This is a genomic window from Actinomyces graevenitzii C83, from assembly GCF_000239695.1.
Lineage (GTDB): Bacteria > Actinomycetota > Actinomycetes > Actinomycetales > Actinomycetaceae > Actinomyces > Actinomyces graevenitzii.
This window is the reverse complement of the sequence record NZ_JH470339.1, coordinates 213,035-235,379: the sequence shown is the minus strand read 5'-3', so window position 1 is coordinate 235,379 and position 22,345 is coordinate 213,035. Positions and strand designations below refer to the sequence as shown.

Sequence of the window (22,345 nt, the reverse complement as noted above, 5' to 3'; positions counted from 1 at the left end):
GTAAATGCATGTTTGCCTCCAAACGGCTGGCTTTACTGCTGGCCCCGTGTTTGCTGCTGGTTTTTCTTTCCACGCGCGCAGCCCTGATCTGGGACCTGGCGGTGATCTGCCTGGCCCTGTTAGATGCCTTTTTGGCGCCAAAACCCCTGGAGCTTAGGGTTGAGCGCGAAAATGGCACCACCGTGCGTTTAGGACAACCCAGTTCTGCGCGCATTACGATCACTAACACTGCCAAACGCACTATGCGCGGAAGCCTGCGTGATGCCTGGGTGCCTAGCGCCGGGGCTAGCGATAATTTTTACCAGTTCAATTTGGGCCCTGGCCAGAAGCGACGTTTCACTACCCCGCTGCAACCTAAACGCCGAGGCAAGCGCCGGGCCGACTACGCCACTGTGCGTTCGCTTGGGCCGCTGGGTTTGGCTGGGCGTCAGCGTTCCTTGGTAGCGCCGGCACATGTGCAGGTGCTACCACCGTTTAATTCGCGTAAGCATTTGCCTTCACGCCTTAATTTGCTGCGCGAGATGGATGGGCGCAGCGCGGTTATGGTGCGTGGGGCGGGCACGGAATTTGATTCTTTGCGTCAGTATGTTCCCGGCGACGACGTGCGCTCCATTGACTGGCGTTCGACGGCGCGGCGCGGCGAAGTGGTGGTGCGTACCTGGCGCCCTGAGCGTGATAGACATGTACTGATCATTATTGACAGTGCCCGTCACAGCGCCACCCGTATGGAGGAGGGCACGCGTCTAGACGTGGGCATTGATAGCTCATTTTTGCTCTCTGCCCTAGCTAGCGCGGCTGGCGACCGGGTGGAGGTAATGGCCCTAGACACTAGGCGCCGGGCCTGGATTGCCGGTAAGAAGTCAGGTGAGTTGATTGCCACCATGGCTAATGAGCTAGCTGATGTGGAGCCGTATCTAGGTGAGCTGTCGGCGCCGGCGCTTAACTTGGCGTCCTCTCAGCGTCTAAGCCAACATGCCCTGGTGGTTTTGCTTAGCAGCCTTGAGGCGGTAAGCCACGATCAGGCCCTAACTGACGTGCTGGCCATGATTGCCCATAAGCACACGCTTATTTTTGCTAGCGCCATAAACCCGCAAATTGAGCAGATGAGCCATGAGCGTGACAACGCTGACCTGGCTTATCAGGCCGCCGCCGCTGAGCGCACACTGCTAGAAACTAACCAGGCACGCAGCCAGCTAAAGCGTCTGGGCATTGAGGTGGTGGAGTCAGCTCCGGCCACTTTGGCTCCCGCTTTGGCTGACACTTACCTGGCTCTTAAGGCCGCTGGCCGCCTCTAGAGCGGCGCAGTTAGCCAAGCTCCACTTAGTCAAGCGCAAGCCCCACCGCGCATCCGCCGTTCTGCGCTACCGCAGACCTGGCCCGCCCCTGATGGGGCGGGCCTGAATGTTTGGGGCGGGCCTGAATGTTTTAGGCCTGGGGGTTAGGCTACAGGTTTAGGCCCGGGGGTTAGGCGTTTAGGCCTGGGCGGCGTAGGCGCCGATTTGGCTTGGGTCTAGGTCGCCGTCGTCGCCTTGCAAAGCCGCACGGCGCCCCAAAATGAAGGTATAAGCCCACAAGCCCACAGCCGCACTGGCCCCCAGCGTAATCTTGATCCATAGCGGCAGATCCGAGGGGGTAACAAAGCCTTCCAAAGCCCCGGCCACAGCCAAGGCGGCAGTTAGGGAGATAACCGCTGAAACCAGCACGCGCCCTTCCTGGGCTAGGGCTTGACCGCGAGTGCGCCTGCCGGGCACCAGCATGGTCCAAAACAGGCGCAGCCCCACCCCGCCGCTCATAAATACGCAGCTAAGTTCTAGCAGGCCGTGGGGGCTTATGTAGGCAAAGAATTTACCGATTTCGCCCTGCTCACTCATCACCGCGCCCATTAGCCCCACATTTAAAGCATTTTGCCATTGCACCAAGATCGGGAAAAAACCGGTCAGGCCGCTAATGATGCTGATGGCGGCCACGCGGGCGTTGTTGGTCCACACTTGGGAGGCAAACTCTGAATGGGCGTATTGAGAGTAGTAACCCACGAATTGACTTTGGGCAATAGAGCGGCGCGTAGCCGGAGGCACCAGGAGGTCAAAAACCGTCATATTGTTGAGCAGGTACAGCGCACAGATCAGCGACACTGCCAGGGATGCCACCATCACCCCAATTGAGAACCAGCGCGCCTTATATAGCCCCATAGGCATGGTGACGGTAACGAAGCGACGCACATTGGTGGCCCGCGCATTTTGGTGGTAGCCAATGCGTCCGCGTGCTCGCGACAGCAGGCGGCTGAGCTCCACAATTGCGTCAGGGTCGGGGGCTTGGCTGCGTACAGCGGAAAGCTGCTGGCCTACCTGACCGTAGAGCGAGATCAGCTCATCGGTTTCTTTGGCGCTGAGAATACGTTTGCTAGCTAACTTGCCCAGACGTTCCCACTGGTCTTTATGAGATTGGCGCAGCGCATCTATATCCACCCGGGTACTCTTTTCTTGTGGAGACTTTGAACAGCTCATCGGAAAGAATGATCGTCCCTGAGCAGGTTATCACTGGTGAAGGCGTGGTGGTTGATATCGCCCCGGCGCCTTTGCCTACCCGCATGGGCTCAGCAGTGATTGACTATGCCGTATATTTCCTGGGTTTATCGTTCTCTCTGCGGCTTTTGTACACCGCTGTTAACCAATCGACTGTGTCTGCGGCGGTTTTGGCAACCAGCGTGGCGCTAATGCTGGCTTTTTGGCTGATTTTCATGCCGTGGCTGGTGGAAGTGTTAAGCCGGGGGCGTAGTTTAGGCCGGTTAGTTATGGGCTTGCGGATTGTGCGCGACGACGGCGGTCCGGCTCACCCTTATCAAAGCTTTGTACGGGCTATCTGTGCTCCCTTTGAAGTGCTGTTCACCACCGGGATAGTAGCCGTGGTGGTGATGTTGTTTTCTAAGCGTTCCAAGCGTGTTGGTGACATTCTGGCGGGCACCTATGCCGCCCAGGAGGACAATATTATTACCTCTCCCCCGGTACTGATCATGCCCCCTGAGCTGCGTTATTGGGCGCGTGGAGCGGATATTCGCGAACTGCCCACCCACCTGTCGCTTTCGGCCTACACCTTCTTGCAGCGCGCCTCCAGCTTGGATCTGCGCCACCGGGCCTCCCTGGGGCAGGCTTTAGCTGATCAGGTCTCTGGTTTGGTTTCTCCTCCGCCCCCGCCACACACGCATCCGGAACGGCTACTAGCTGCGGTTTTGGTGGAGCGGCGTGACAGGGAGTATTTCTTGAATTTGCAACGCGAACGCCGCCACCAACAGCAACAGTCAGCGGCGGCGCAGCTTCCTTACGGTTTAGGCACTCTATAGGCGCTTTTAGCGCGGCAGCAGCATGGCCACCCCGTCACGTACCGGGTAGGCTCGCGTAGCTTCGCGGTTAACCAGGTAGTAGTCGGCGCCAGGGGCCTGTACCTGCACGCTGCCAGATTCAGGGGCTGCCTGGAGCGAGCCAAGCCCGGGCACCAGCAGCACCGTAGGGGGCATGTGCTCGGCGTCGGTTAGCGGTGAAACATCCACCGGGTCACGCAGCAATTCACGCAGCCAAGGGGCAATCTGGCTCATCAGCCCTCCTTTTCTCCCTTTAACAGGCGCAGGTGTGACCGGCGAGTGACCTCAGTGGCGGCCGGGCGAGGATTGCGAAAATCTGCCGGCATAGAGCTGCGGGCGCGGTCTACTGCCTCAGAGCGTTTAGGTGAACGCCGCGACGCCGCCCGCACTGCCTCAGCTAGCGCGTCTAGATCATCTGGGGTGGGCGGGGCCGGCTCAAACTCGGTCACCAGGCGCACCACCTGCCACTGGCGCGGAGCCGTGAAAGAATCCACGTGCACCTCGCACAGGTCATAGGCCTGTGGATCTGCCTCCACCGACAGCGGCCCAATCACAATAGTTGAGTCCGCATAGTTGGAGGTCAACGTAGCTACCGCATTACGCCCGCAACCGGGGCGGCGGCACTTTCTGCCTCGCACTTGTGTTACACCAGCTTCTCTTGGCCGTCTGCCTTGAGGCTGTCAACAATTGCCTTAACCTGCTGCGCGTGTGCCGGGTCTGCCACCAGTAGGGCGTCAGGGGTGTCCACAACCACCAGGTTGGGTACGCCCAGTAGCGCCACTAGACGCCCGGCAGAGCTAGCCACCAGGGCGCCGTCGGAATCTACGTTACGCACCTGGGTAGTACCAGATAGATCCAGCTGTTTAACTCCCGCGCCAGTGCCTTGCTTGGCGGCCGGGATCAGCTCAATGAGGGCATCAAAGCCACCTACGTCATCCCAGCCCATAGCAGCAGGCACCACGGCTACGCCACCAGCGGCCGCTACCGGTTCAGCAATAGCGTGGTCAATGGCGATTTTTTCCAGGCCCGGCCAGGTGGCAGCCAGTACCTCTTCACGCTGCGGGGTGTCCCAAGCCTTAGCGATAGCCTCAATACCTGCAGCCAGAGCCGGCTTGGTGGTGGCCAGGTGATCTAGCAAAACCCCAGCCTTAACCACAAACATGCCCGCATTCCAGCGGTAGTCACCGCTAGCCAGGTAGGCGGCGGCAGTCTCAGCATCTGGCTTTTCCGTAAAGCCAGCCACCGCGCGGCCACTGGGAGCGCCGGGCACAGTAATGGGCTCAGCGCAGTGAATGTAGCCAAAAGCAGTAGAAGGACCGCTAGCTTCGATCCCAATAGTGACCACGTATCCGGCCAGGGCCAGCTCAGCAGCCTCTAGCACAGCCGCGTGGAAAGCGGCCTCATCAGCAATAGTTTGGTCGGCGGCAAAAGAACCCACCACAGCGTCGCGACCATTGCGGTTAGCGATCACTGCCGCTGCCAGGCCAATAGCGGCCATAGAGTCACGCGGGGCCGGCTCAGCAATTAGCTGCTCACGGTCAAGCTGTGGTAGCTGGTCAGCTACCGCAGCCACATGGGCGATACCGGTTACCACAGTAATCGAGTCAGATACCGGAGCCAGACGGGCCACAGTCCCCTGCAGCAGGGAGCGACCAGCACCGGTCAGGTCAAGGAGAAACTTCGGGCGCTCACGACGCGAAAGCGGCCACAAGCGGGTGCCGGCTCCACCGGCAGGGATGATGGCGTGGATTTGGGTCATAGACCAAGCCTAGCGGGTTTAGCTGCCGGTTAAAGCCGCGCCACCCGGGGCAGTTTCAGCTGTACTTTTCTCTTTAGTAGCAATCGCCATCCAGGCGCTGGTGTAAAGCAGCACCATGGCCGCTGCGTGCATCCAAATAAGCAGCACCACAACCGTCGAAAACGAGCCTAGCAGCGGATTTACAGTGCCAGAGGCCAATCCCTGACTGCCCACCAGGCGCAGCACTGTCATCACGCCAGCTCCGGCAAAAGAGCCAATTAGTAATACTCGCCGGCGCACCTCAACCTTGGCGAGTATAACTATTGCAGTTAACACGCCGCCGTCGACAATAAAACCCAGCCCATAAGCAAACAGCTGCAACAGCGAAGTGGAGCCAGGAATATGCAAGTAGCTATCAAGCTGGGAGTGCAGCGCCACCGCCAAAGCCAAGGCCGCTGAGCTCACACCCACCCCAATAACCACCACCAGCACCATGGCGGCGTCACGCAAACGCAAAGTCACAAAATTTGCGCGCAAAACCGGGGCTGAAAACATTGCCCGCACCCCGCCGCGCAAAACCGCCGGAATTTCCAGGGCCGTAGCCACCAACGTCACCGTGCCAATAAAGGCAGCTATCCCAATACCCTGATTTAGCTCCAGTTGATCCAAACGCACCAGCCCCGAGCTAGAGCCATCAGAAATAACCCCCGGCAGGGCATGGCTAAGCGTTTTAACCATGGCCGCGCGCCAAGCCGGAAACATGTCCGAAAGCTGCAGCAGCGAGGAAACCACAAGCGTCAGCGCCGCAAACAGGCTGACCAAGCCGGTATAGGCAATACCGGATGCCAAAATCGTCCCGCGTTCAGCCTTAAAACGCGCATAGGCTCGCCCAAACGTGGTGGCCTGCCAGCGGGCATAAACCGCTTTACAGGCCACCACAATTTTACGGATAGTTAACACTAGATACGGCCCATACCCGGGGGACGCAAATCCCCAGGGCCCCCATAGTTACCGCCAGGGGTAACAATCGTGCCGCTGTGACCAGCGATGATATCTAGCGCATCTTCCAGGCGGCCAATTGCAGCCATATCCCCAGTTAGCTCCACGAAACGGCAAGCTGCCTCCACCTTGGGGCCCATAGAGCCAGCGGGCAGACCCATTTCACGCAGACGCATCGGGGTGGCGCGCTTAACCATGCGGGCTTGGGCTGTGCCATAACCTTCGTAGACACCGTCTACGTCAGTGAGGATGATCAGCGCATCGGCTTCCAGGTCTTCAGCTAGCACCGCAGCGGTTAGATCCTTGTCAATAACCGCCTCGGCGCCTTGCAGCTGACCCTTCTCGTTACGGATCACAGGCACGCCGCCGCCACCAGCACAAATCACCACTGCCCCAGAGTTAACCAGGTTGCGGATCAGGCGGGTTTCAATCACTCGCTGCGGGGCGGGGCTACCCACCACACGGCGGAAGTGCTCGCCGTCGGCCTTAACTACCCAGCCGCGCTCGCGGGCAATGCGCTTGGCGGTTTCCTCGTCATAAACCTCGCCCACGAACTTAGTGGGATTGGCAAAGGCGGGGTCTCCAGAGAGCACCAGGGTTTGGCACACCATGGTGGCCACCTGGCGCCCGGGCAGGGCGTTTTGCATGGCTTGCAGCAGCCAGTAGCCGATCATGCCCTGGGTTTCAGCGCCCAGCGTGTCTAGCGGGTAGGCGCGGCTAAGGCGCTCGTCATTGGCACTTTCCAGGGCCAAGACACCCACCTGGGGGCCGTTACCGTGGGTGATGATCAGCTCGTGCTCGTTAGCTAGCTTGGCCAGTTGGGCCGCAGCTAGCTGTACATTAGCAATCTGGATGTCGGCATCGGGCTTGTCGCCGCGACGCAGCAGGGCGTTACCGCCCAGGGCAACCACAATGCGCAAAGGTCACTCCCCTAAGGTGGCCACCATAACGGCCTTGATGGTGTGCATACGGTTTTCGGCCTGGTCAAAGGCGATGTTCACGTCGCTTTCGAACACGTCGTTGGTAACCTCAAGGGCGTCCAGACCGGTCTTTTCGTAGATGTCGCGGCCCACGGTGGTGTTTAGGTCGTGGAAGGCAGGCAGGCAGTGCAGGAACTTCACGTTGGGGTTGCCAGTCTTGGCTACCAGCTGCGCGTTAACCTGGTAGGGCAGTAGCAGCTTGATACGCTCGTCCCAAACTTCCTTGGGCTCACCCATGGATACCCACACGTCGGTGTAGAGGAAGTCAACGCCCTTAACGCCTTCTTCTACATTGTCGGTGATGGTGATGCGGGCGCCGGTGGTCTTGGCGATTTCGCGGGCGGCCTCAACTACCTCGTCAGAGTTCTGTAGCTCGGTGGGGGCCACCATGCGCACGTCCATGCCCATCATGGCGCCGGAAACTAGCAGCGAGTTACCTACGTTGTTGCGGGCGTCGCCTAGGTAGGCAAAAGCTACCTCGCTTAGGGGCTTGTCAGAGTGCTCGATCATGGTCAGCTGGTCGGCCAGCATCTGGGTGGGGTGCCAGTCGTCGGTTAGACCGTTCCATACGGGCACGCCAGAGAGCTGGGCTAGCTGGTCTACGTTGGACTGCTTGTCGCCACGGTATTCGATGCCGTCATAGAAGCGGCCTAGTACGCGGGCGGTGTCGGCTACGGATTCCTTGTGACCGATCTGGGAACCGGTGGGCTCCAGGTAGGTTACGTTTGCACCCTGGTCGTAAGCGCCAACCTCGAAGGAGCAGCGGGTACGAGTGGAGGTCTTTTCGAAGATCAGGGCGATGTTCTTGCCCTTGAGGTGCTGGACCTCGCGGCCTTCCTTCTTGGCAGCCTTGAGCTCAGCGGCCAGGTTTAGCAGGCCACGCCACTCTTCGGGGGTGAAGTCTAGTTCGCGCAGGAAGGAACGACCGTGCAGGGGGTATGCCATGAGTGGCTTCTCCGTTTCTTTGGCTTTAGAGGGTTTGGATTGGTCTAGGGGTGGATTGTGGCCAGTTTTTTACGACGACGCCGCCAGGCGCTTGGCCTTTAACGCCCGGGCGGGTGGTTATCCGGTTATGTCCGCTCGGCGGCCCGATTGGCGGGCCACCAACTGGACTTAGACCGGCTGGCGCAGGGTCGGGCAGCTCATGCAACGCGGGCCACCACGACCACGGCCGAGCTCACTGCCAGGTACGGTGAGTACCTCCAGGCCGCGACTTTGTAGGTAGGTGTTGGTGGCCACGTTACGTTCGTAAGTGACTACGGTGCCAGGGGAAATGGTTAGACAGTTGTTTGCGTCGTCCCACTGCTCACGGGCAGCAGCCAGGGAGTCTTGCGGGGTGGTTAGCACCTCAATGTCGGCTAGGCCCAGGGCGCGAGCGATGACATGGTGCATGTCTTCAGCTGGGTGGGAGACGATAGCCGGGTGCTTGGGGTCCGGTCCGGGGGTGATCACCAGCGAGGGGCGCATACCCAGACCCGCGTATTTGGTGAAGGTACCCTGGTTGATCATGGTCATGACCGTGTCTAGGTGCATCTGCGAGCGCACCTTGGGCATGTCTAGGGCCACAATTCGGTTTACCTTGCCTGAGGCAAACAGTTTGCTGGCCAGGATTTCTACACCTTGGGTGGTGGAGCGTTCACCTAGACCGATTAGTACTGCGCCGTTGCCAATAACCAGTACGTCTCCACCTTCGACGGCGCCGGTGCCGTTCATGGAACCAAAGTTAAATACGGGGAATTCTTCGTTAGCAAACAGCGGGTGCCAACGGTAGATTGCCTGGTAGTTAACGGTTTCACGGCGTCGGGCCGGCAGGCGCATGGAGTTAATGGATACGCCGTTATAGATCCAGCAGGAGGTGTCGCGGGTAAAGAGGTGGTTTACCAGCGGCTCTAGGACTAGATCGTCGCCGTCCATACCAGCAATCACTACTGAGGAGGGGACGCTAGTGTTTTCTAGTAGCTCGTTCTTAGTTAGGCCGGCCACCAAAATGCGGGCGAGTTCCTCGCTGGGCAGGGTGCTGAAGTGGCTGCGGATATTGTCTACAGCTAGCGGACCGAAGGTGGCCGGGGTAAAGGTGTTTTCTAGTACGTGAGTGCGGGCTTCACTGTTGTCTAGCGATTGGGCCAGCAGATCTTGCATATAAAGTACTTCGACGCCGCGTGAGCGCAGTACGTTTGCGAATTTATCGTGTTCTTCCTGCGCTTCGGCTAGCCACAAAATGTCGTCAAAGAGCAGGTCGTCTTTGTTTTGTGGGGTCAGGCGCTTCATCTCGTCACCAGGGCGGTGCAAGATAACTTGTTCTAGGCGACCAATTTCCGACTCAACAGCTAGAGCCATTTGCATCACTCCTCGGGATTTGACTGTGCCCATAGATACGCTCAGCTCGTCACTGTTTGCACGTTAACGAGGCTTCGACACATGCATTAAGGCCGCATTCCTAGGGCATTATATGTTGCCTCTTCGACCCTAACCAAGAGTTCAACTAAGTCAAACTCTTTGAACTTATAAAGCCAACAAGAAGCAACAATATGGCAAAATATCTACCGTGAGTGACAATACCGGAACCCCCATGCTGGCACGCCAACGCCAGGACTTCATCATGGATTTAGTTACGCGCAACGGTGGCGTGCGCGTGGCAGAAGTAGTTGAGGCATTGGGCATCTCTGAGATGACTGTGCGCCGCGACATTACCGAGCTGGTTAGCGCCGGCCTAGTAGAGCGCGTCCACGGCGGCGCGGTAGCCGCTGGACCCAGCTCTATGGAGCCGCGTTTTGCCACTAAGTCTGAGCAGCACACCAATGAAAAACGCCAGATTGCGCTAGCTGCCGCTAAGCTTGTGCGCCCCCAGGATTCTTTGGCGCTATCGGGAGGCACCACCACTTTGGCAGTGGCGCGCGCCCTAACTGAGTTGGAACATTTTCCAACTTTGACCATCATTACTAACTCGCTGCCAGCAGCTAATTTGCTGTTCGACGCCGCAGATACGGCCCGTGAGCAGGGCCACCCCGCCCCCACCGTGATTTTGATTGGTGGTGAGCGCACCCCTTCTGCCGCCTTGGTGGGGCTGACCGGGATTGATGCGCTCTCTTCGCTACGCGTGGAATGGTCATTTATGGGTACTCACGCTTTCGATGCGCGTGTAGGTTTGATGACCCCGAACCTTTCCGAGGCTGCCACTAACCGTGCGCTGGTGCGTTGCGCGCGCACCACGGTGGCGGTTATGGACGTCTCTAAGTGGGATGCGCTCGGTCTGCAATGCTTCTGCTCCCTCGATGACCTGGATGTTTTGATCACCGACCGCTCACCTGAGCCCCAGACCGTGGCCCACCTGGAAGACCACGGCATCACGCTAACCATCGCGGATTAACTACTAGTGCAGGCTAACTACTAGCCTGGACTGACCATATATAAAGGAGCAACGATGCTAAACCTGCCCGCTTTGAGCTTTAGTCAGGGCGCTAAGGGTGCCACAGATTTGTTTGTGGCTACCTTTGGCAGCCAGCCTGAGGGCGTGTGGCAAGCCCCTGGGCGCGTCAATGTTATTGGCGAACACACTGACTACAATGGCGGCCTGGCCTTCCCAATTGCCTTACCGCACCGCGCTTTTGTGGCTTTGAGCCGGCGCCCAGACCGCCTGGTACGCCTGGTTTCTTCAGCCGACCCTAGCGATGTGGTGAGCTTGGATTTGGATCAGGTGGCCCCTAAAGGCGAAAACGGCGAGGTTAGCGGCTGGGCTGCTTACCTGGTGGGTGTGGCTTGGGCACTGGAGCAAGATGGTTTGGGTCCGCTACCAGGCTTCGATATTGCTCTAGAGTCTTGCGTGCCACTGGGGGCGGGTTTGTCTTCTTCTGCCGCTTTGGAATGCGCGGTGGCGGTAGCTCTCGACGACGTCGCCGGGCTGGCTTTGGCTGGTCCAGCTGATAACCCCTCGGATGTGGGCCGCGAGCGCCTAGCTCGGCTGTGCTGTTTGGCTGAAAATAAGATTGCTGGCGCCCCTACTGGCGGGCTAGATCAGGCGGCGTCGCTGCGGTGCCGTGCCGGACATGCTTTGGCGCTAGATTGCACTGATTTTTCTGCTGAGCAGGTGCCTTTTAACTTGAGTGAGTCGGGTTTGAGCCTGCTGGTGATTGATACCCGCGCCCCGCACGCACTGGTTGATGGCCAGTATGCGGCGCGTCGCAGTAGCTGTGAGCAGGCTGCAAAGCTGTTGGAAGTGGAGCTTTTGGCTGATTTGGATCCTGAGCAGCTTGACTACAACCTGGAGCTGCTAGCGCAAAGCGCTCGCGAGCAGGGCCTAGAGCAGCAGGTGGATACTTTGGTGCGTCGCACGCGCCATGTGGTTAGCGAGATTGAGCGTACGGAAAAGCTCATTGAGCTGCTGCAAACTCAAGATTTAACTGATGCATCCGCGCTAGCTGAGGTTGGCCAGTTGATGAATGCTTCGCATGACTCGCTGCGCTATGACTATGAAGTGACTGTAGGCGAGTTGGATACGGCGGTTGAGGCAGCCCGCGCTGCTGGAGCTATTGGGGCGCGTATGACTGGCGGTGGGTTTGGTGGCTCTGCCATTGCCTTGGTGCATACCCAGGAGTTGGAGCAGGTAGCCCAGGCTATTGCGCAGGCCTTCGCTAAGGCTGGTTACCGTGAGCCGGCCTTTTTGCAGGCCGAGCCCGGCCCGGGAGCCGGCGGCTTAGACTGAATCGAGCTAATCGAGCTCTCCGTAATAGTGCATACGTGCACTATCATGGATTTATGGCTCGGTTTCGGCGGGAAGATGCGCCGTCCCTAGTGCGTGAGGCACGTAGGGACGCGTCTCTTACGCAGGCAGAGCTGGCGGGGTTGACCGGAATGACTCAGTCAACCCTTGCACAGATTGAGTCTGGTAAGCGTGCCGTGTCTACTGAAATGCTTGAGCGTATCTTGCGTATGGCAGACTATCGGCCCTCTGTGCCACTGGCCCGCCATGCTTCCTCAATCGGTAGCTACGCCAAGGAACGAGGCCTTGAGGCTCTGCGTGTCTTTGGCTCTATTGTTCAGGGAACGGATGGCTTCGAGTCGGATATTGATCTGATCGGTACTCCGAGCCGTGATTTATCACTGTTTGAGTTGGCGGATATCGCCGCATACACAAGCGAGCTAACCGGTTTTCCTGTCGAGGTCCACACGGACACGCATGTGCCTGTGGCCTTGCAGCGGGCAATTGACGAAGCCGTGCCAGTTGAGCACTGCACTATTTAATGAACTTGCTTGCCAGGCTATGTACTTGCTTTACTTCCCGGCTTTGCAAGCTCCACGTGCCCAGCTGCGCTGCAACCAAGTCTGGGAATTTCTTACTAATATCCCGCAAGGCATTTCCCACAGACTTGCGAACGTACTCGCTGCTATCACTTCGAAGCCGCGATAATCTCTCGATTGCTTCACATGGGTTATCTCTGAAGTACGGACGACTCGTCCAAATCCGTAAACCTTCAGTAACGGCTCGCCGCACATGTGGGCGAGAATCATTCAACCACTCGTCGATAACACCCAGTGCTTGCTCATATCCCCTGGTCGCACAGAACTCATCGACGGCTTTGGCAAGAACCTCTTGAACCCTCCAATTGTCATCTTTGGAGACTTCATCTCTGAGGAAGTTTAAAATCTCTTCCTCTTGTGACAGGTGTCCCAGCAGGAATACTGCATACATACGCACCTGGTAAACCTGGGACCGATAAGCCAGGTGGGCAAGTGCCTTAGCCTCTTCTCGGTCAAATGAGTGGTAGTCAGCCTGGGCGCGGCGCTGCTCTTCTTTGAAGCCTCTCTCAATAAGCGCGAGCTCACGTTCTAGCTGTGCGACATACTCGTTCATAGAAATTTGTGCCTCTCAGAACAAAACCTCACAAGCTGTTTCCATGATACGCCGGTAGAGGCGTTAATAAATGGTGGTGGCGCAGCCCTAGGGCTGCGCCACCACCATTATTGTGTGTAGCTGCTTTGCAGGCGCCGCCTAGCGGCGCTAGCTTGTAGCTGTATCCAGTTAAGTAGCGCTAAGCAGGCGCTCACTTCTTCTGGTATACGCGCACGTAGTCAACACTCATGTCCTGACCGTTAACATACTGCCTTTCGATGTAACCGCCAGCCTGGTTGTAGCGTCCCTCCAGGAAGTTACCGCCTACACCGTGGTTAAGCAGCAGGTAGAACTCCTTGTCAAAGGGCATGAAACCATTGGAGTGAGTGCCGCGCAGCGGACTCTTGATCTCGTGGGTCTTTACGCCATCAATGTAGTAGGTAAGCTTATTGGGCTCCCACAGCAGACCGTAGGTGTGGTAGCCATCTTGGGTGTTGATCCCAAAGTGCTTCTTGTTCCAGTTGTTGGACTGGTCGCGCTTACCCTTGTCCTTGTTAAACCAGTGCGCGGTGGACTGCACAAACTGGGGGTCGTAGCCCTTGGATTCAAAGACGTCAATTTCACCAGAGTGCGGCCAGTCCCCATAAGTCTTGTCCTGGGCCAGCAGCCAGAAGCTAGACCAGGAAGAGTGGCCCTTAGGCAGCTTGATACGGGCCTCGTAGTAGCCGTACTTGAAGTGCTGCTTGTCGCGCGAGCGCAGCATGGCAGAGGTGTAACGGCGGGTCTGAATGCAGTTTTTGCCAGTCTTAACCTTCTGACCACCACATACGTTAGTCTTTACGCCACCCTTCTCGTAGTAGGCCACCAGGTGCAGTGAGCCATCCTTAACGTAAAGGTTACGGGGCTGGTCCTTGTAAACCATCTGCATATTGTCGCCCCAGGCGCCAGTGGCAGGGGTCCAGTTGCTGGCGTTTAGCGAATTGCCCTCAAACTCATCACTCCACACCAGGCGGTACCTGGCAGGCACATAGGGGCTGTTAGCAGCCTGAGCTTCCTGGGGGCCCACCAGGTTCAGACCAGCCACAGCAGTAACCAGTGCCGTCAATGCTGCAAACTTGCGCAGCCAACCTCGGCGCAACACACGCTTCTGCTTCACTTAAATCTCCATCATTGTCCAGCCACGGCTACCAGTCCGTGGCATTTGGCGTAAAAACGACCAGAAAACTTGATCGCCGCGTTATGGAAATGAGATTAAAGTTGGTTTCTGCATGGATCCTGGGAAACTTTGACGACTATTCTGAGGTGGGGATACATCCCCATGCCCAACCCATCAAGTAAAATTCTCATTAGTACTTATGTCCCGAATAGGTAAGGATGCCCATCATGAAGCGTTACTTACTAACTGGTTTAAAAGTTCTGCTGGCCCTGGTTGTGACAGCAGCGCTAGTAAAACTCGCATTCTTTCCAGACAGCGAGCAAACCACGCCCACCGCAGCGCAAACAGGTTTTTCAGTTAGCACCCCGCTAGTTACCGTCACCAAAGCTGACGTTAAATCCGCCGTCGACATTGACGGCCAAGTAGTTGCCGACGCCCCCACCCAAGTGCCAGCCACCTCCGTGGGCACCGTAGCGCGCCTCTACTTTGACAACGGCGCTGCGGTTACCTCCGGTGAACCCATCTTGACCATCAAGAAAACCGAAACCGTAACCACCACCGACAACGGCTCTAATGGATCCAACGGCGCAAACGGATCTAGTGACTCTAAGGGGACCAACGGCTCTGCAGACTCTTCAGATTCAGACTCCAAAGCCGACACCACCCCCAAAACCACCGAAAAAGTCACCTACATTGATGTCTACGCCCCCACCACCGGCACCATCAATTACTCGGTGATTAAAGACCAAGAAACCACGGTAGGCACCTCCATCGCTTCTATCTCCACCGGTACCTACAGCGCCACCGGTACCATCAGCGCCTCTCAGCAGTACCAGCTGACCCAGGCCCCCACCAGCGCTACGCTCACCATCAAATCCGGGCCGGCGCCCTTTGCCTGCGGCAACCTAAAAATCGGCGCTGGGACAGCCAGTTCCTCAACTAACTCCACCGCTGCCCCCAAAGACAGTACCGATACCTCCAGTGGCGACGCCACCACCGTACAGGTACGTTGCGCCGTCCCCGCAGACAAGAAAGTATTCCCGGGACTGAAAGCCACCATTTCGATCGCCGTCGGCGAAGCTAAAGGGGCCCTAACCGTGCCCCTAACCGCCGTACAAGGCAACTACGCAACCGGCAAGGTGTGGCTTGTGCCAGACCCAACCAAACCCACCAAAACCGTAGAAACCACCGTCAAACTGGGCATTAACGACGGCAACCAGATCGTAGTGACCTCCGGACTTAAAGAAGGCGACTCCATCTTGCAGTTCGTGCCCGGCCAAGACGTAGACAAAACCGGCAAACCCAACAGCTGCGACCCTGACGGGACCTGCTATGACTCAGCCGGTAAGGAAATTAAGTGAGCGCCCTGATCGAGCTGGAGTCAATCGCCCGCTCCTTCATAGTTGACGACGCCGAACTGAAAATCCTCACCGACATCAACCTGCGCGTTGAGGCCGGCCAACACGTTGCCATTGTGGGGCGCTCAGGTACTGGTAAATCCACCCTGCTCAACATCATCGGCATGTTGGATACCCCCTCCAGCGGCGAATACCGCTTTAACGGCTCCAGTGTGAACCGGCTAGGTGAGGCTGCCCGTGCTAAAGTGCGCGGACGCGGATTTGGGTTCATTTTCCAATCCTTCAACCTCATCAACGGGCTAACCACCACCGAAAACGTCTACACTCCGCTGCTCTACGCCAGCGGCTCACAGTTTTGGACCCGCAACACCCGCGCCAAGCAGCTGCTTGAAGCAGTGGGGCTGGAAAGCAAAATAGACCAATCCATTGAGCGTCTCTCCGGCGGTGAGCAGCAGCGGGTAGCTATCGCCCGCGCCCTAAGCCGTCGCCCCCAGGTGATCTTGGCTGATGAGCCCACCGGCGCCCTGGATGTACACACCGCCGCCAGTGTTATGGATCTACTTGAAAAACAGTGCCATGAAAGCGGGGCGGCGCTAATCGTGATCACCCATGATCTGGCTGTAGCCGCCCGCGCCCAAATGGCCTACCAGCTAGCAGACGGGTGCCTGCACCCAATTGATATCAGACAGGGGCTGGCATGAGCGTAATTATTGGTTCCCTCATTGAAGCCTGGACCCAGCTGCGTATCTCTAAACTGCGTGTGCTGCTGTCCCTGGTGGGCGTGGCCGCCTCCGTGGCCGCCATGACTTTCGTGATTGCGCTCGGACAAGTCTCAGTCATAGTCATCCAAAACGAAATGGCCCGCTACTCCGGTTACCCCGGCACAGTTAGCGTGCAGATAAGCCCCAGCAGCGGTGAAAGTGACGGCGCTGACGAGAGCCAAGCCACCAACTCTGACAGCGCGGGTGGGGTAACCCAGCAGGCCAGCGCCTCCCAAGCCCACAAAGTATCCAAATCCATGAACGACTTTGTTAAGCGCTACAAGGTGCAGGCCGCCACCACCTCCTATGAAACCAACATCAGGTTCATGTTCCCCTTTGGCCCCCAACGGGTAAACACCACCGTGGTCAGTGCCAGCTACAACAAGGTGGTGCCAGTGAACCTGTCACAGGGGCGCTGGTTTAGCCAGGCAGACACTAAAAACCTGGCCACCCCCATCGTGGTAAATAAGGCGTTCGCGAAAGAACTGGGCATTGAAACCCTCAGCGCCCCCTTCACAGTGCAGTCTTTCACCCCTTCGCGCACTTCCTTCACGATTGTGGGTATCACTGCGGAAAAAGACTCACCCAACTGCTACGACGACGAAAACGGCAAGCAGGTGTGCACCCAGGAATACAAGGCCTACGTGTTGCGTGATCCTTTTGAAGCTAGCCTTACCGACGCCGCCACCGCGCCTGTGCCCACGTTAAGTATGTATGTGGGGCGCGAGCAGGTCAGCAAAATGCAGGCCCTGGCTAAACGCGAATTTGGGGCCCAGTTTGGCGCCAAAACCCTACAGGTCAACTCCAATATTGATACTGCCGCCAGCAATAGCTCCATGCGTACCTTCACCATGGTGGTATCCGCTGCCGGCGTGTTCATGATGGTGCTAGGTGCGCTGGGTCTGATCAACGTCTCTATTGTGACCGTGCGTCAACGTATCCATGAGATCGGGGTGCGCCGCGCCTTTGGGGCCAGCAGTTGGCGTATTTTCTTCTCAATCATGCTCGAATCGGTGGTGGCCACGGTGGTGGCCGGCATAGTGGGTATTGCGATATCTATCCTGGCGCTACGGTTTGTGCCGCTCGGCCCAATCTTGGGGATCCAAGCCGATGTGCCCACCCCCGCCTACCCCTTCAGCGCTGCCCTAATCGGTTTAGCTGCAGCCACCGGCGTGGGCGCCCTGGCAGGTATCATCCCCGCCTGGGTAGCTATGCGCATCAAACCCATTGACGCCATCCGCTTCTAAAGCAGACCAAAACACTAAGCGCGCGCCGCCCGGCGCGCGCTTTGGTTTAGTTGGTGCCCGTCCAGGGGTGCATAAATGCGTCCAGGGCTGCGCACCCAGCGATGGCCGTGATGGCCGCTCTAGCTTTCTAGGTCGTAGCTAACCTCCAGCGGAGCGTGGTCTGACCAACGCTCGGCGTAGCTTGGCGCGCGGCCAATACTAAAATCTTGTGCCTGCCCCGCCAGGGCCGGGGTGGCCACCTGGTAGTCAATACGCCAACCAGTGTTGTTATCAAAAGCCTTACCGCGCTGAGACCACCAGGTGTAAGGCCCCTGCGCATCTGGCCCGGTCAGTTGGCGCTGCACATCCACCCAACCCTGGCTAAACCAACCCTCCAGGTGGGCGATTTCCTCATCCAACACACCCGCAGTCTTGTTGTGGTTAGGCTTCCAGTTCTTAATGTCCTTCTCGCTACGCACCACATTAAGATCGCCCGCCATCAGCGCCTGCGGCCCACCCGCAGCAGCACGCTCAAACAGCTGGCTCATGCGCTCATCAACCAACTCCAGGTGAGCATACTTCTGCTCCATCTTGGGGGTACCCACCTCGCCAGAGTGAATATAAGCGCTAACCACCGTCAGCTGCTGGCCAGCGGGCAAAACCAAATCCGCTTCCAACCAACGCCCCGAATCGACGTCGGGCTCCAAAGTACCAGGGCGAGCCACGCCGTCGCGCACCTGCGCCACCTGGACGCCACTGCCCTCACGCACCGCAACCGCCACGCCCGCGCGACCCTTAATCCGGCACGGCAACACGTGGGCCTCATAGCCGGGCAGCAAACCCGCCGCAATCTCACTATCAGCGCGCACCTCCTGCAACAGCAACACCTGCGGGGCGCTTTGCTCCAGCCACTGGCCCATACCTTTACGGGCAGCGGCCCGAATCCCATTAACGTTGACGGTAACAATACGCATAAACCAAGAATAGCTAAGCCCGCCCTAACCAGGGCGGTAGACCCGGCGGGCGTAGTTAATGCGGTGATTAACCCGGCGCGGGCAGCAAAATGGGGCGCCAACCCCCAGCGCACGCTTAACCAGGTACACACTTAACGCGATAATTAACCCAAACCAGCCACCCAGCTAAGGAACAAAACATGCGCGGAATTCATGCCTATATCAGTGGACGCGTGCAAGGCGTGGGCTTTCGCTACAGCTGCCACCAAGAAGCCCTCAAATATCAGCTCTCCGGCAGCGTCCGTAATCTCGACGACGGCCGGGTTGAGGTGTGGGCCGCCGGTGACAGTGCACTAATGGCTAGGTTCATCACCTGGCTGGGCCACGGGCCGCGCTGGGCCCACGTTACCGATGTGGAGCTGCGCGAATTAAGCCAGGTGCAAACCGAACTGCTACGCCGCCAAGGCGAATTCAAATACGGCAACTAAGTTAGCGCGGTAGGATCGCAGCCATGCACCAGCATCACCAGGCCTCCTTTGAAGACCTACCCATCGACGAAGACTACCGCACTCCCCCGCGCTCGCGGCGTCGGCTCTGGGTAGGGGCATCCATCACCATAATTGCGGCGTTATGCCCGCTACTGGCGCAGCTGCCCGTACTAAACAACCTGGCCACTACGCTTTGGCTAGTTTCTCTGCCGCTATGCTTTGTGGGGGTCGCGCTAATCGCCTCCTACCTGCACCACCGCTACAACAAGCCCTAAAGGCCAGCATTGCAGCTGGCCTTTAGGGCTTTATCTGATTTAAGACGGTTGCAACTAGCTCGCTAAGTAGCCGGGCTTGTTTCAACCGGCAACGGCTAGCTGTCAGCGGCTAGCTTGCAGCAGCTAACCGGCAGTGGCTAACTGGCGCTGGGCAGTTTCCACCACATTAGCCAGTAGTAGTGCGCGAGTCATGGGGCCCACCCCGCCCGGGTTAGGCGACAGGGCACTAGCTACGTCGTCGACGCCGTCGGCCACATCCCCGCAGATACGGGCCTTACCGTCAGCGCCAACCACGCGGCTGACCCCCACATCCAGCACCACCGCGCCAGGCTTGACCATATCGGGAGTAATAATCCCAGCCACGCCAGCGGCACTAATAATGATGTCTGCGCGGCGAGTGTGGCTGGCCAGATCACGCGTGCCCGTGTGGCAGATATCCACCGTGGCATTGACCTCGCGCCTACCCAGCAGCAAGCCAATCGAGCGCCCCACAGTGACGCCCCTACCCACCACGCAAATATCCTGGTTAGCCAGGGAAATGCCGTTACGAACCAGCAGCTCAATACAGCCGCGCGGAGTGCAAGGCAGAGGCGAATCAATAGGACCACTGACTCGCAGCACCAGGCGCCCCAGGTTAGTGGGGTGCAAGCCGTCAGCGTCCTTAGCTGGGTCAATGCGCTCCAACACTGCGTTAGTGTCGATACCGCGCGGCAAAGGCAGCTGCACAATATAGCCGGTGCAGGCCGGGTCAGCATTTAGCTGATCCACCGCCGCCTCAATCTGGGCCTGGGTGGCCTCAGCGGGCAGATCAACGCGGATAGAGTTAATCCCCACCTCGGCGCAGTCGGCGTGCTTGCCGGCCACATACTTCACGCTACCGGGGTCGCTGCCCACCAGCAGCGTGCCCAGCCCGGGCACAACCCCCGCCGCGCGCAACTGCTCCACGCTAGCGCGCAGCTCAGCCTTAATCTGGCCGGCAATCAGCTTGCCATCTAGCACCCGGGCGCTACCGGCCCAAGGCGCCCTCACTGCACCAGGCCCGGGTAGAGCGGGAAGGCCTTGGTCAGGTTAGTAACCCGCCCGCGCAGCGTCTCTAGCAGCTCCTGGCTGACGCTATCAGTGGCGCCAGCCTTAAGCACAGCCGCAATAATCTCAGCTACCTCACCAAACTCGGCGGCGCCAAAGCCGCGCGTGGCCAAAGCCGGGGTGCCAATACGCAGGCCGGAGGTTACTCGCGGCGGGCGCGGGTCGAAAGGCACCGCGTTGCGGTTAACGGTGATGCCAATCTGTGCCAGCAGGTCCTCAGCTTGTTGCCCGTCTAGTGCGCTGTCACGCAGGTCAACCAGCACCAGGTGTACGTCGGTGCCGCCGGTAACCACCTGGATGCCGGCGCTGCTAACGTCGTCGGCTAGCAGGCGCTGGGCGATCAGCTGCGCCCCCTGCAAGGTGCGCCGCTGACGGTCCACAAATTCTTCAGTGCCCGCAGCCTTCATAGCCACCGCCTTAGCGGCAATAACGTGCATCAGCGGGCCGCCCTGCTGGCCGGGGAACACAGCCGAGTTAAGTTTCTTACCCCACTGCTCGCCCCGGTTAGACAGCAGCATGCCAGAGCGCGGCCCAGCTAGGGTCTTGTGCACGGTGGTGGAAACAACGTCCGCATACGGCAGTGGTGAGGGGTGCAGCCCCGCCGCCACCAGCCCGGCAAAGTGGGCCATATCCACCCACAGGGCGGCGCCAACCTCGTCAGCAATCTCGCGGAAAGCCGCAAAGTCCAGGTGGCGCGGGTAAGCCGACCAGCCAGCAATAATCACGCTGGGCTTTTCGGCCTTGGCCACGGCGCGCACCTGATCCATTTCAATGCGCATCGATTCGCGGTCAACCTCATAGGCGGTGGCGTGGTAAACCTTGCCGGAGAAGTTAATCCTCATGCCGTGGGTTAAGTGACCGCCGTGGGCTAGGCTCAGGCCCAAAATGGTGTCTCCCGGCTGGGCCAGGGCGTGCAGCACAGCGGCGTTGGCCTGGGCCCCCGAGTGCGGCTGCACATTGACCCATTGGGCCCCAAACACAGCTTTGGCGCGCTCAATGGCCAGGTTTTCGGCCTTGTCTACCTCCTCGCAGCCGCCGTAGTAACGACGGCCCGGGTAACCTTCCGCGTACTTGTTGGTTAGCACGCTTCCTTGGGCCTGCAGCACTGCACGGGGCACAAAGTTTTCACTGGCGATCATCTCTAAACCGTCGCGCTGGCGCTCCAGCTCCGCGTCAAGGATAGCTGCGATCTCAGGGTCGAATTCTTGCAGGGTCTGGTCTGTAAGTGACATGGTCCGCCTTAAGGTCTGGTTCGGTTTTAGGGGTTTTGCTGCGGTTTTGCTACGGTTTTGCTGCCAGCTTTTGGCCAGGGGCAGGGCCGCAGTTGCGGTTTTTAGGGTGTTTTTAGCCGACGACGGCGCGGCGGCGGCAGGATTCCAGCCAGGCTTCGATTAGGGGCTGGTCTACTGCTGCAATCGAGGGCACCACCAAGATGCCCGGGTCAGTGGCAAAGGCACGCTGACGTGAAATCTGCATGGCAGCGATGCCGCCGCCACGGGCAGCGGCTACCCCGTTAATGGAGTCCTCCAATACCACTGCGTTAGCGCGGCCCACATTGAACTTGTGTAGTGCCAGTTCATAGGGGTCCGGCCAGGGCTTGCCTAGCTCTGAGTCTTCACCGGAAACCACCAGGTCAACTACGCCTAGTGCGTCAGCTACCGGTTCAATCACGCCGCGCGGCGAAGCCGAAACAATAGCAATCTTGATGCCGGCCTCATGTAGGGCATGCACTAGTTCCTGGGCGCCCGGCTCAAACGGGGGTGCTTCAGCAATACGCTGCGCTACCTGTTTGGCCACAATCGCATAGAACTCATAGCCGCCGGCCAGGTCTTTTACCGTACCCAACTCCACCATCAAGTTGGCGGTAAAGTCACGTGAGGCCCCACGCATTTTTTCACGAGTTTGCTGGTCAATGAGCACCCCTCGCTTAGCGCATTCTGAGCGCAAAAACTCTTCCCAGATGATCTCTGAATCCACCAGGGTGCCGTCCATGTCAAAAAGCACCGCTGCTAGGTTAGCCATGCGTGATCCTCACTTTAAATTGGGTGCCGACGTAGTCGCTATAGTCACATCTTAAAGGGCGCAGGCAATTTAACGCAGCAACTAAGCCGCTAATGCCTGCGCCCTTAAAACCAAGAACTAC

24 protein-coding genes are annotated in these 22,345 nt (G+C 58.5%); 10 read left to right on the top strand and 14 right to left on the bottom strand.

Annotated elements, in window-relative coordinates; translation table 11 throughout:
• Positions 1 to 8: 8 nt before the first annotated feature.
• Positions 9 to 1,295, top strand: coding sequence for a DUF58 domain-containing protein (locus HMPREF0045_RS08700; protein WP_005987551.1), 1,287 nt, complete (start codon positions 9 to 11; stop codon positions 1,293 to 1,295).
• A 177-nt stretch (positions 1,296 to 1,472) separates the two neighbouring features.
• On the opposite strand, the gene HMPREF0045_RS08695 is transcribed toward HMPREF0045_RS08700, so the two are convergent.
• Entirely contained in the window at positions 1,473 to 2,465 is a 993-nt protein-coding gene (locus HMPREF0045_RS08695) for a stage II sporulation protein M (RefSeq protein ID WP_005987550.1), read from the bottom strand.
• A gap of 17 nt (positions 2,466 to 2,482) precedes the next feature.
• On the opposite strand from HMPREF0045_RS08695, the gene HMPREF0045_RS08690 reads away from it, so the two are divergent.
• Positions 2,483 to 3,337, top strand: a complete 855-nt coding sequence (locus HMPREF0045_RS08690; RefSeq protein WP_146002460.1) for an RDD family protein — start codon at positions 2,483 to 2,485, stop codon at positions 3,335 to 3,337.
• 6 nt (positions 3,338 to 3,343) lie between these two features.
• Here HMPREF0045_RS08690 and HMPREF0045_RS08685 read toward each other — a convergent pair whose 3' ends face one another.
• The 7 genes from HMPREF0045_RS08685 to HMPREF0045_RS08655 form a co-directional block, all read right to left on the bottom strand.
• A complete protein-coding gene (locus HMPREF0045_RS08685; RefSeq protein WP_005987546.1) occupies positions 3,344 to 3,589 on the bottom strand; it encodes a hypothetical protein in 246 nt (81 codons plus the stop codon).
• Positions 3,589 to 3,993, bottom strand: coding sequence for a DUF3499 domain-containing protein (locus tag HMPREF0045_RS08680; RefSeq protein WP_005987543.1), 405 nt, complete (start codon positions 3,991 to 3,993; stop codon positions 3,589 to 3,591). The genes HMPREF0045_RS08685 and HMPREF0045_RS08680 overlap by 1 nt, the downstream gene beginning before the upstream one ends.
• 5 nt (positions 3,994 to 3,998) lie before the next feature.
• The gene (locus tag HMPREF0045_RS08675; RefSeq protein WP_005987541.1) at positions 3,999 to 5,114 is read right to left on the bottom strand and encodes a mannose-1-phosphate guanylyltransferase; all 1,116 of its coding nucleotides are present in this window, start codon (positions 5,112 to 5,114) and stop codon (positions 3,999 to 4,001) included.
• Between the two features lie 18 nt (positions 5,115 to 5,132).
• Positions 5,133 to 6,053: a YihY/virulence factor BrkB family protein gene (locus tag HMPREF0045_RS08670; protein WP_005987539.1), complete on the bottom strand. Its 921-nt coding sequence runs from the start codon at positions 6,051 to 6,053 to the stop codon at positions 5,133 to 5,135.
• Entirely contained in the window at positions 6,053 to 7,012 is a 960-nt protein-coding gene (gene arcC / locus HMPREF0045_RS08665; protein WP_005987538.1) for a carbamate kinase, read from the bottom strand. The genes HMPREF0045_RS08670 and arcC overlap by 1 nt, the downstream gene beginning before the upstream one ends.
• A gap of 3 nt (positions 7,013 to 7,015) precedes the next feature.
• Positions 7,016 to 8,017 (bottom strand): ornithine carbamoyltransferase, encoded by a 1,002-nt coding sequence (gene argF, locus HMPREF0045_RS08660; RefSeq protein WP_005987536.1) that lies wholly within the window; start codon positions 8,015 to 8,017, stop codon positions 7,016 to 7,018.
• Positions 8,018 to 8,185: 168 nt separating this feature from the next.
• Entirely contained in the window at positions 8,186 to 9,409 is a 1,224-nt protein-coding gene (locus tag HMPREF0045_RS08655; protein WP_005987534.1) for an arginine deiminase, read from the bottom strand.
• Positions 9,410 to 9,617: 208 nt separating this feature from the next.
• Here HMPREF0045_RS08655 and HMPREF0045_RS08650 point away from each other — a divergent pair, with 208 nt between their 5' ends.
• Genes HMPREF0045_RS08650 through HMPREF0045_RS08640 form a run of 3 tightly spaced genes read left to right on the top strand, consistent with a single transcriptional unit; the run spans position 9,618 to position 12,310 of the window.
• The gene (locus HMPREF0045_RS08650; protein ID WP_231196723.1) at positions 9,618 to 10,439 is read left to right on the top strand and encodes a DeoR/GlpR family DNA-binding transcription regulator; all 822 of its coding nucleotides are present in this window, start codon (positions 9,618 to 9,620) and stop codon (positions 10,437 to 10,439) included.
• Positions 10,440 to 10,493: 54 nt separating this feature from the next.
• Positions 10,494 to 11,771, top strand: coding sequence for a galactokinase (gene galK / locus HMPREF0045_RS08645; RefSeq protein ID WP_005987530.1), 1,278 nt, complete (start codon positions 10,494 to 10,496; stop codon positions 11,769 to 11,771).
• Positions 11,772 to 11,824: 53 nt separating this feature from the next.
• Entirely contained in the window at positions 11,825 to 12,310 is a 486-nt protein-coding gene (locus HMPREF0045_RS08640) for a helix-turn-helix domain-containing protein (RefSeq protein ID WP_005987529.1), read from the top strand.
• Here the strand turns inward: HMPREF0045_RS08640 and HMPREF0045_RS08635 are convergent.
• Complete coding sequence (locus HMPREF0045_RS08635) at positions 12,303 to 12,920, bottom strand: HEAT repeat domain-containing protein (RefSeq protein ID WP_005987527.1); 618 nt, start codon at positions 12,918 to 12,920, stop codon at positions 12,303 to 12,305. The two genes, HMPREF0045_RS08640 and HMPREF0045_RS08635, sit on opposite strands and share 8 nt — an antisense overlap.
• Before the next feature lie 190 nt (positions 12,921 to 13,110).
• Positions 13,111 to 14,055 (bottom strand): glycoside hydrolase family 16 protein, encoded by a 945-nt coding sequence (locus tag HMPREF0045_RS08630; RefSeq protein ID WP_005987524.1) that lies wholly within the window; start codon positions 14,053 to 14,055, stop codon positions 13,111 to 13,113.
• A 227-nt stretch (positions 14,056 to 14,282) separates the two neighbouring features.
• Here HMPREF0045_RS08630 and HMPREF0045_RS08625 point away from each other — a divergent pair, with 227 nt between their 5' ends.
• From HMPREF0045_RS08625 to HMPREF0045_RS08615, 3 genes are read left to right on the top strand one after another with little or no spacing between them, the layout of a single operon-like run.
• Positions 14,283 to 15,416 carry an efflux RND transporter periplasmic adaptor subunit gene (locus HMPREF0045_RS08625; protein WP_005987522.1) on the top strand — a complete coding sequence of 378 codons (1,134 nt, stop codon included), beginning with the start codon at positions 14,283 to 14,285 and terminating at the stop codon, positions 15,414 to 15,416.
• Entirely contained in the window at positions 15,413 to 16,114 is a 702-nt protein-coding gene (locus HMPREF0045_RS08620) for an ABC transporter ATP-binding protein (RefSeq protein ID WP_005987520.1), read from the top strand. Before HMPREF0045_RS08625 ends, HMPREF0045_RS08620 begins: the two co-directional genes overlap by 4 nt.
• On the top strand, positions 16,111 to 17,421 hold the full coding sequence (locus tag HMPREF0045_RS08615; RefSeq protein WP_005987518.1) for an ABC transporter permease: 1,311 nt from the start codon (positions 16,111 to 16,113) through the stop codon (positions 17,419 to 17,421). The genes HMPREF0045_RS08620 and HMPREF0045_RS08615 overlap by 4 nt, the downstream gene beginning before the upstream one ends.
• Positions 17,422 to 17,540: 119 nt before the next feature.
• Here the strand turns inward: HMPREF0045_RS08615 and HMPREF0045_RS08610 are convergent, their stop codons facing one another.
• Positions 17,541 to 18,374: an exodeoxyribonuclease III gene (locus HMPREF0045_RS08610; RefSeq protein ID WP_005987516.1), complete on the bottom strand. Its 834-nt coding sequence runs from the start codon at positions 18,372 to 18,374 to the stop codon at positions 17,541 to 17,543.
• 179 nt (positions 18,375 to 18,553) lie between these two features.
• Here HMPREF0045_RS08610 and HMPREF0045_RS08605 point away from each other — a divergent pair, with 179 nt between their 5' ends.
• Both HMPREF0045_RS08605 and HMPREF0045_RS08600 read left to right on the top strand, forming a co-directional pair.
• A complete protein-coding gene (locus HMPREF0045_RS08605) occupies positions 18,554 to 18,841 on the top strand; it encodes an acylphosphatase (RefSeq protein ID WP_005987513.1) in 288 nt (95 codons plus the stop codon).
• Between the two features lie 23 nt (positions 18,842 to 18,864).
• Positions 18,865 to 19,116 carry a hypothetical protein gene (locus tag HMPREF0045_RS08600; RefSeq protein WP_005987511.1) on the top strand — a complete coding sequence of 84 codons (252 nt, stop codon included), beginning with the start codon at positions 18,865 to 18,867 and terminating at the stop codon, positions 19,114 to 19,116.
• Between the two features lie 123 nt (positions 19,117 to 19,239).
• Here the strand turns inward: HMPREF0045_RS08600 and HMPREF0045_RS08595 are convergent, their stop codons facing one another.
• The 3 genes from HMPREF0045_RS08595 to HMPREF0045_RS08585 form a co-directional block, all read right to left on the bottom strand.
• Positions 19,240 to 20,145 carry a bifunctional methylenetetrahydrofolate dehydrogenase/methenyltetrahydrofolate cyclohydrolase gene (locus HMPREF0045_RS08595; RefSeq protein ID WP_005987509.1) on the bottom strand — a complete coding sequence of 302 codons (906 nt, stop codon included), beginning with the start codon at positions 20,143 to 20,145 and terminating at the stop codon, positions 19,240 to 19,242.
• Positions 20,142 to 21,434 carry a serine hydroxymethyltransferase gene (gene glyA, locus HMPREF0045_RS08590; protein WP_005987507.1) on the bottom strand — a complete coding sequence of 431 codons (1,293 nt, stop codon included), beginning with the start codon at positions 21,432 to 21,434 and terminating at the stop codon, positions 20,142 to 20,144. The genes HMPREF0045_RS08595 and glyA overlap by 4 nt, the downstream gene beginning before the upstream one ends.
• Positions 21,435 to 21,546: 112 nt before the next feature.
• Positions 21,547 to 22,224, bottom strand: a complete 678-nt coding sequence (locus HMPREF0045_RS08585) for an HAD family hydrolase (RefSeq protein ID WP_005987505.1) — start codon at positions 22,222 to 22,224, stop codon at positions 21,547 to 21,549.
• Positions 22,225 to 22,345: the final 121 nt, after the last annotated feature.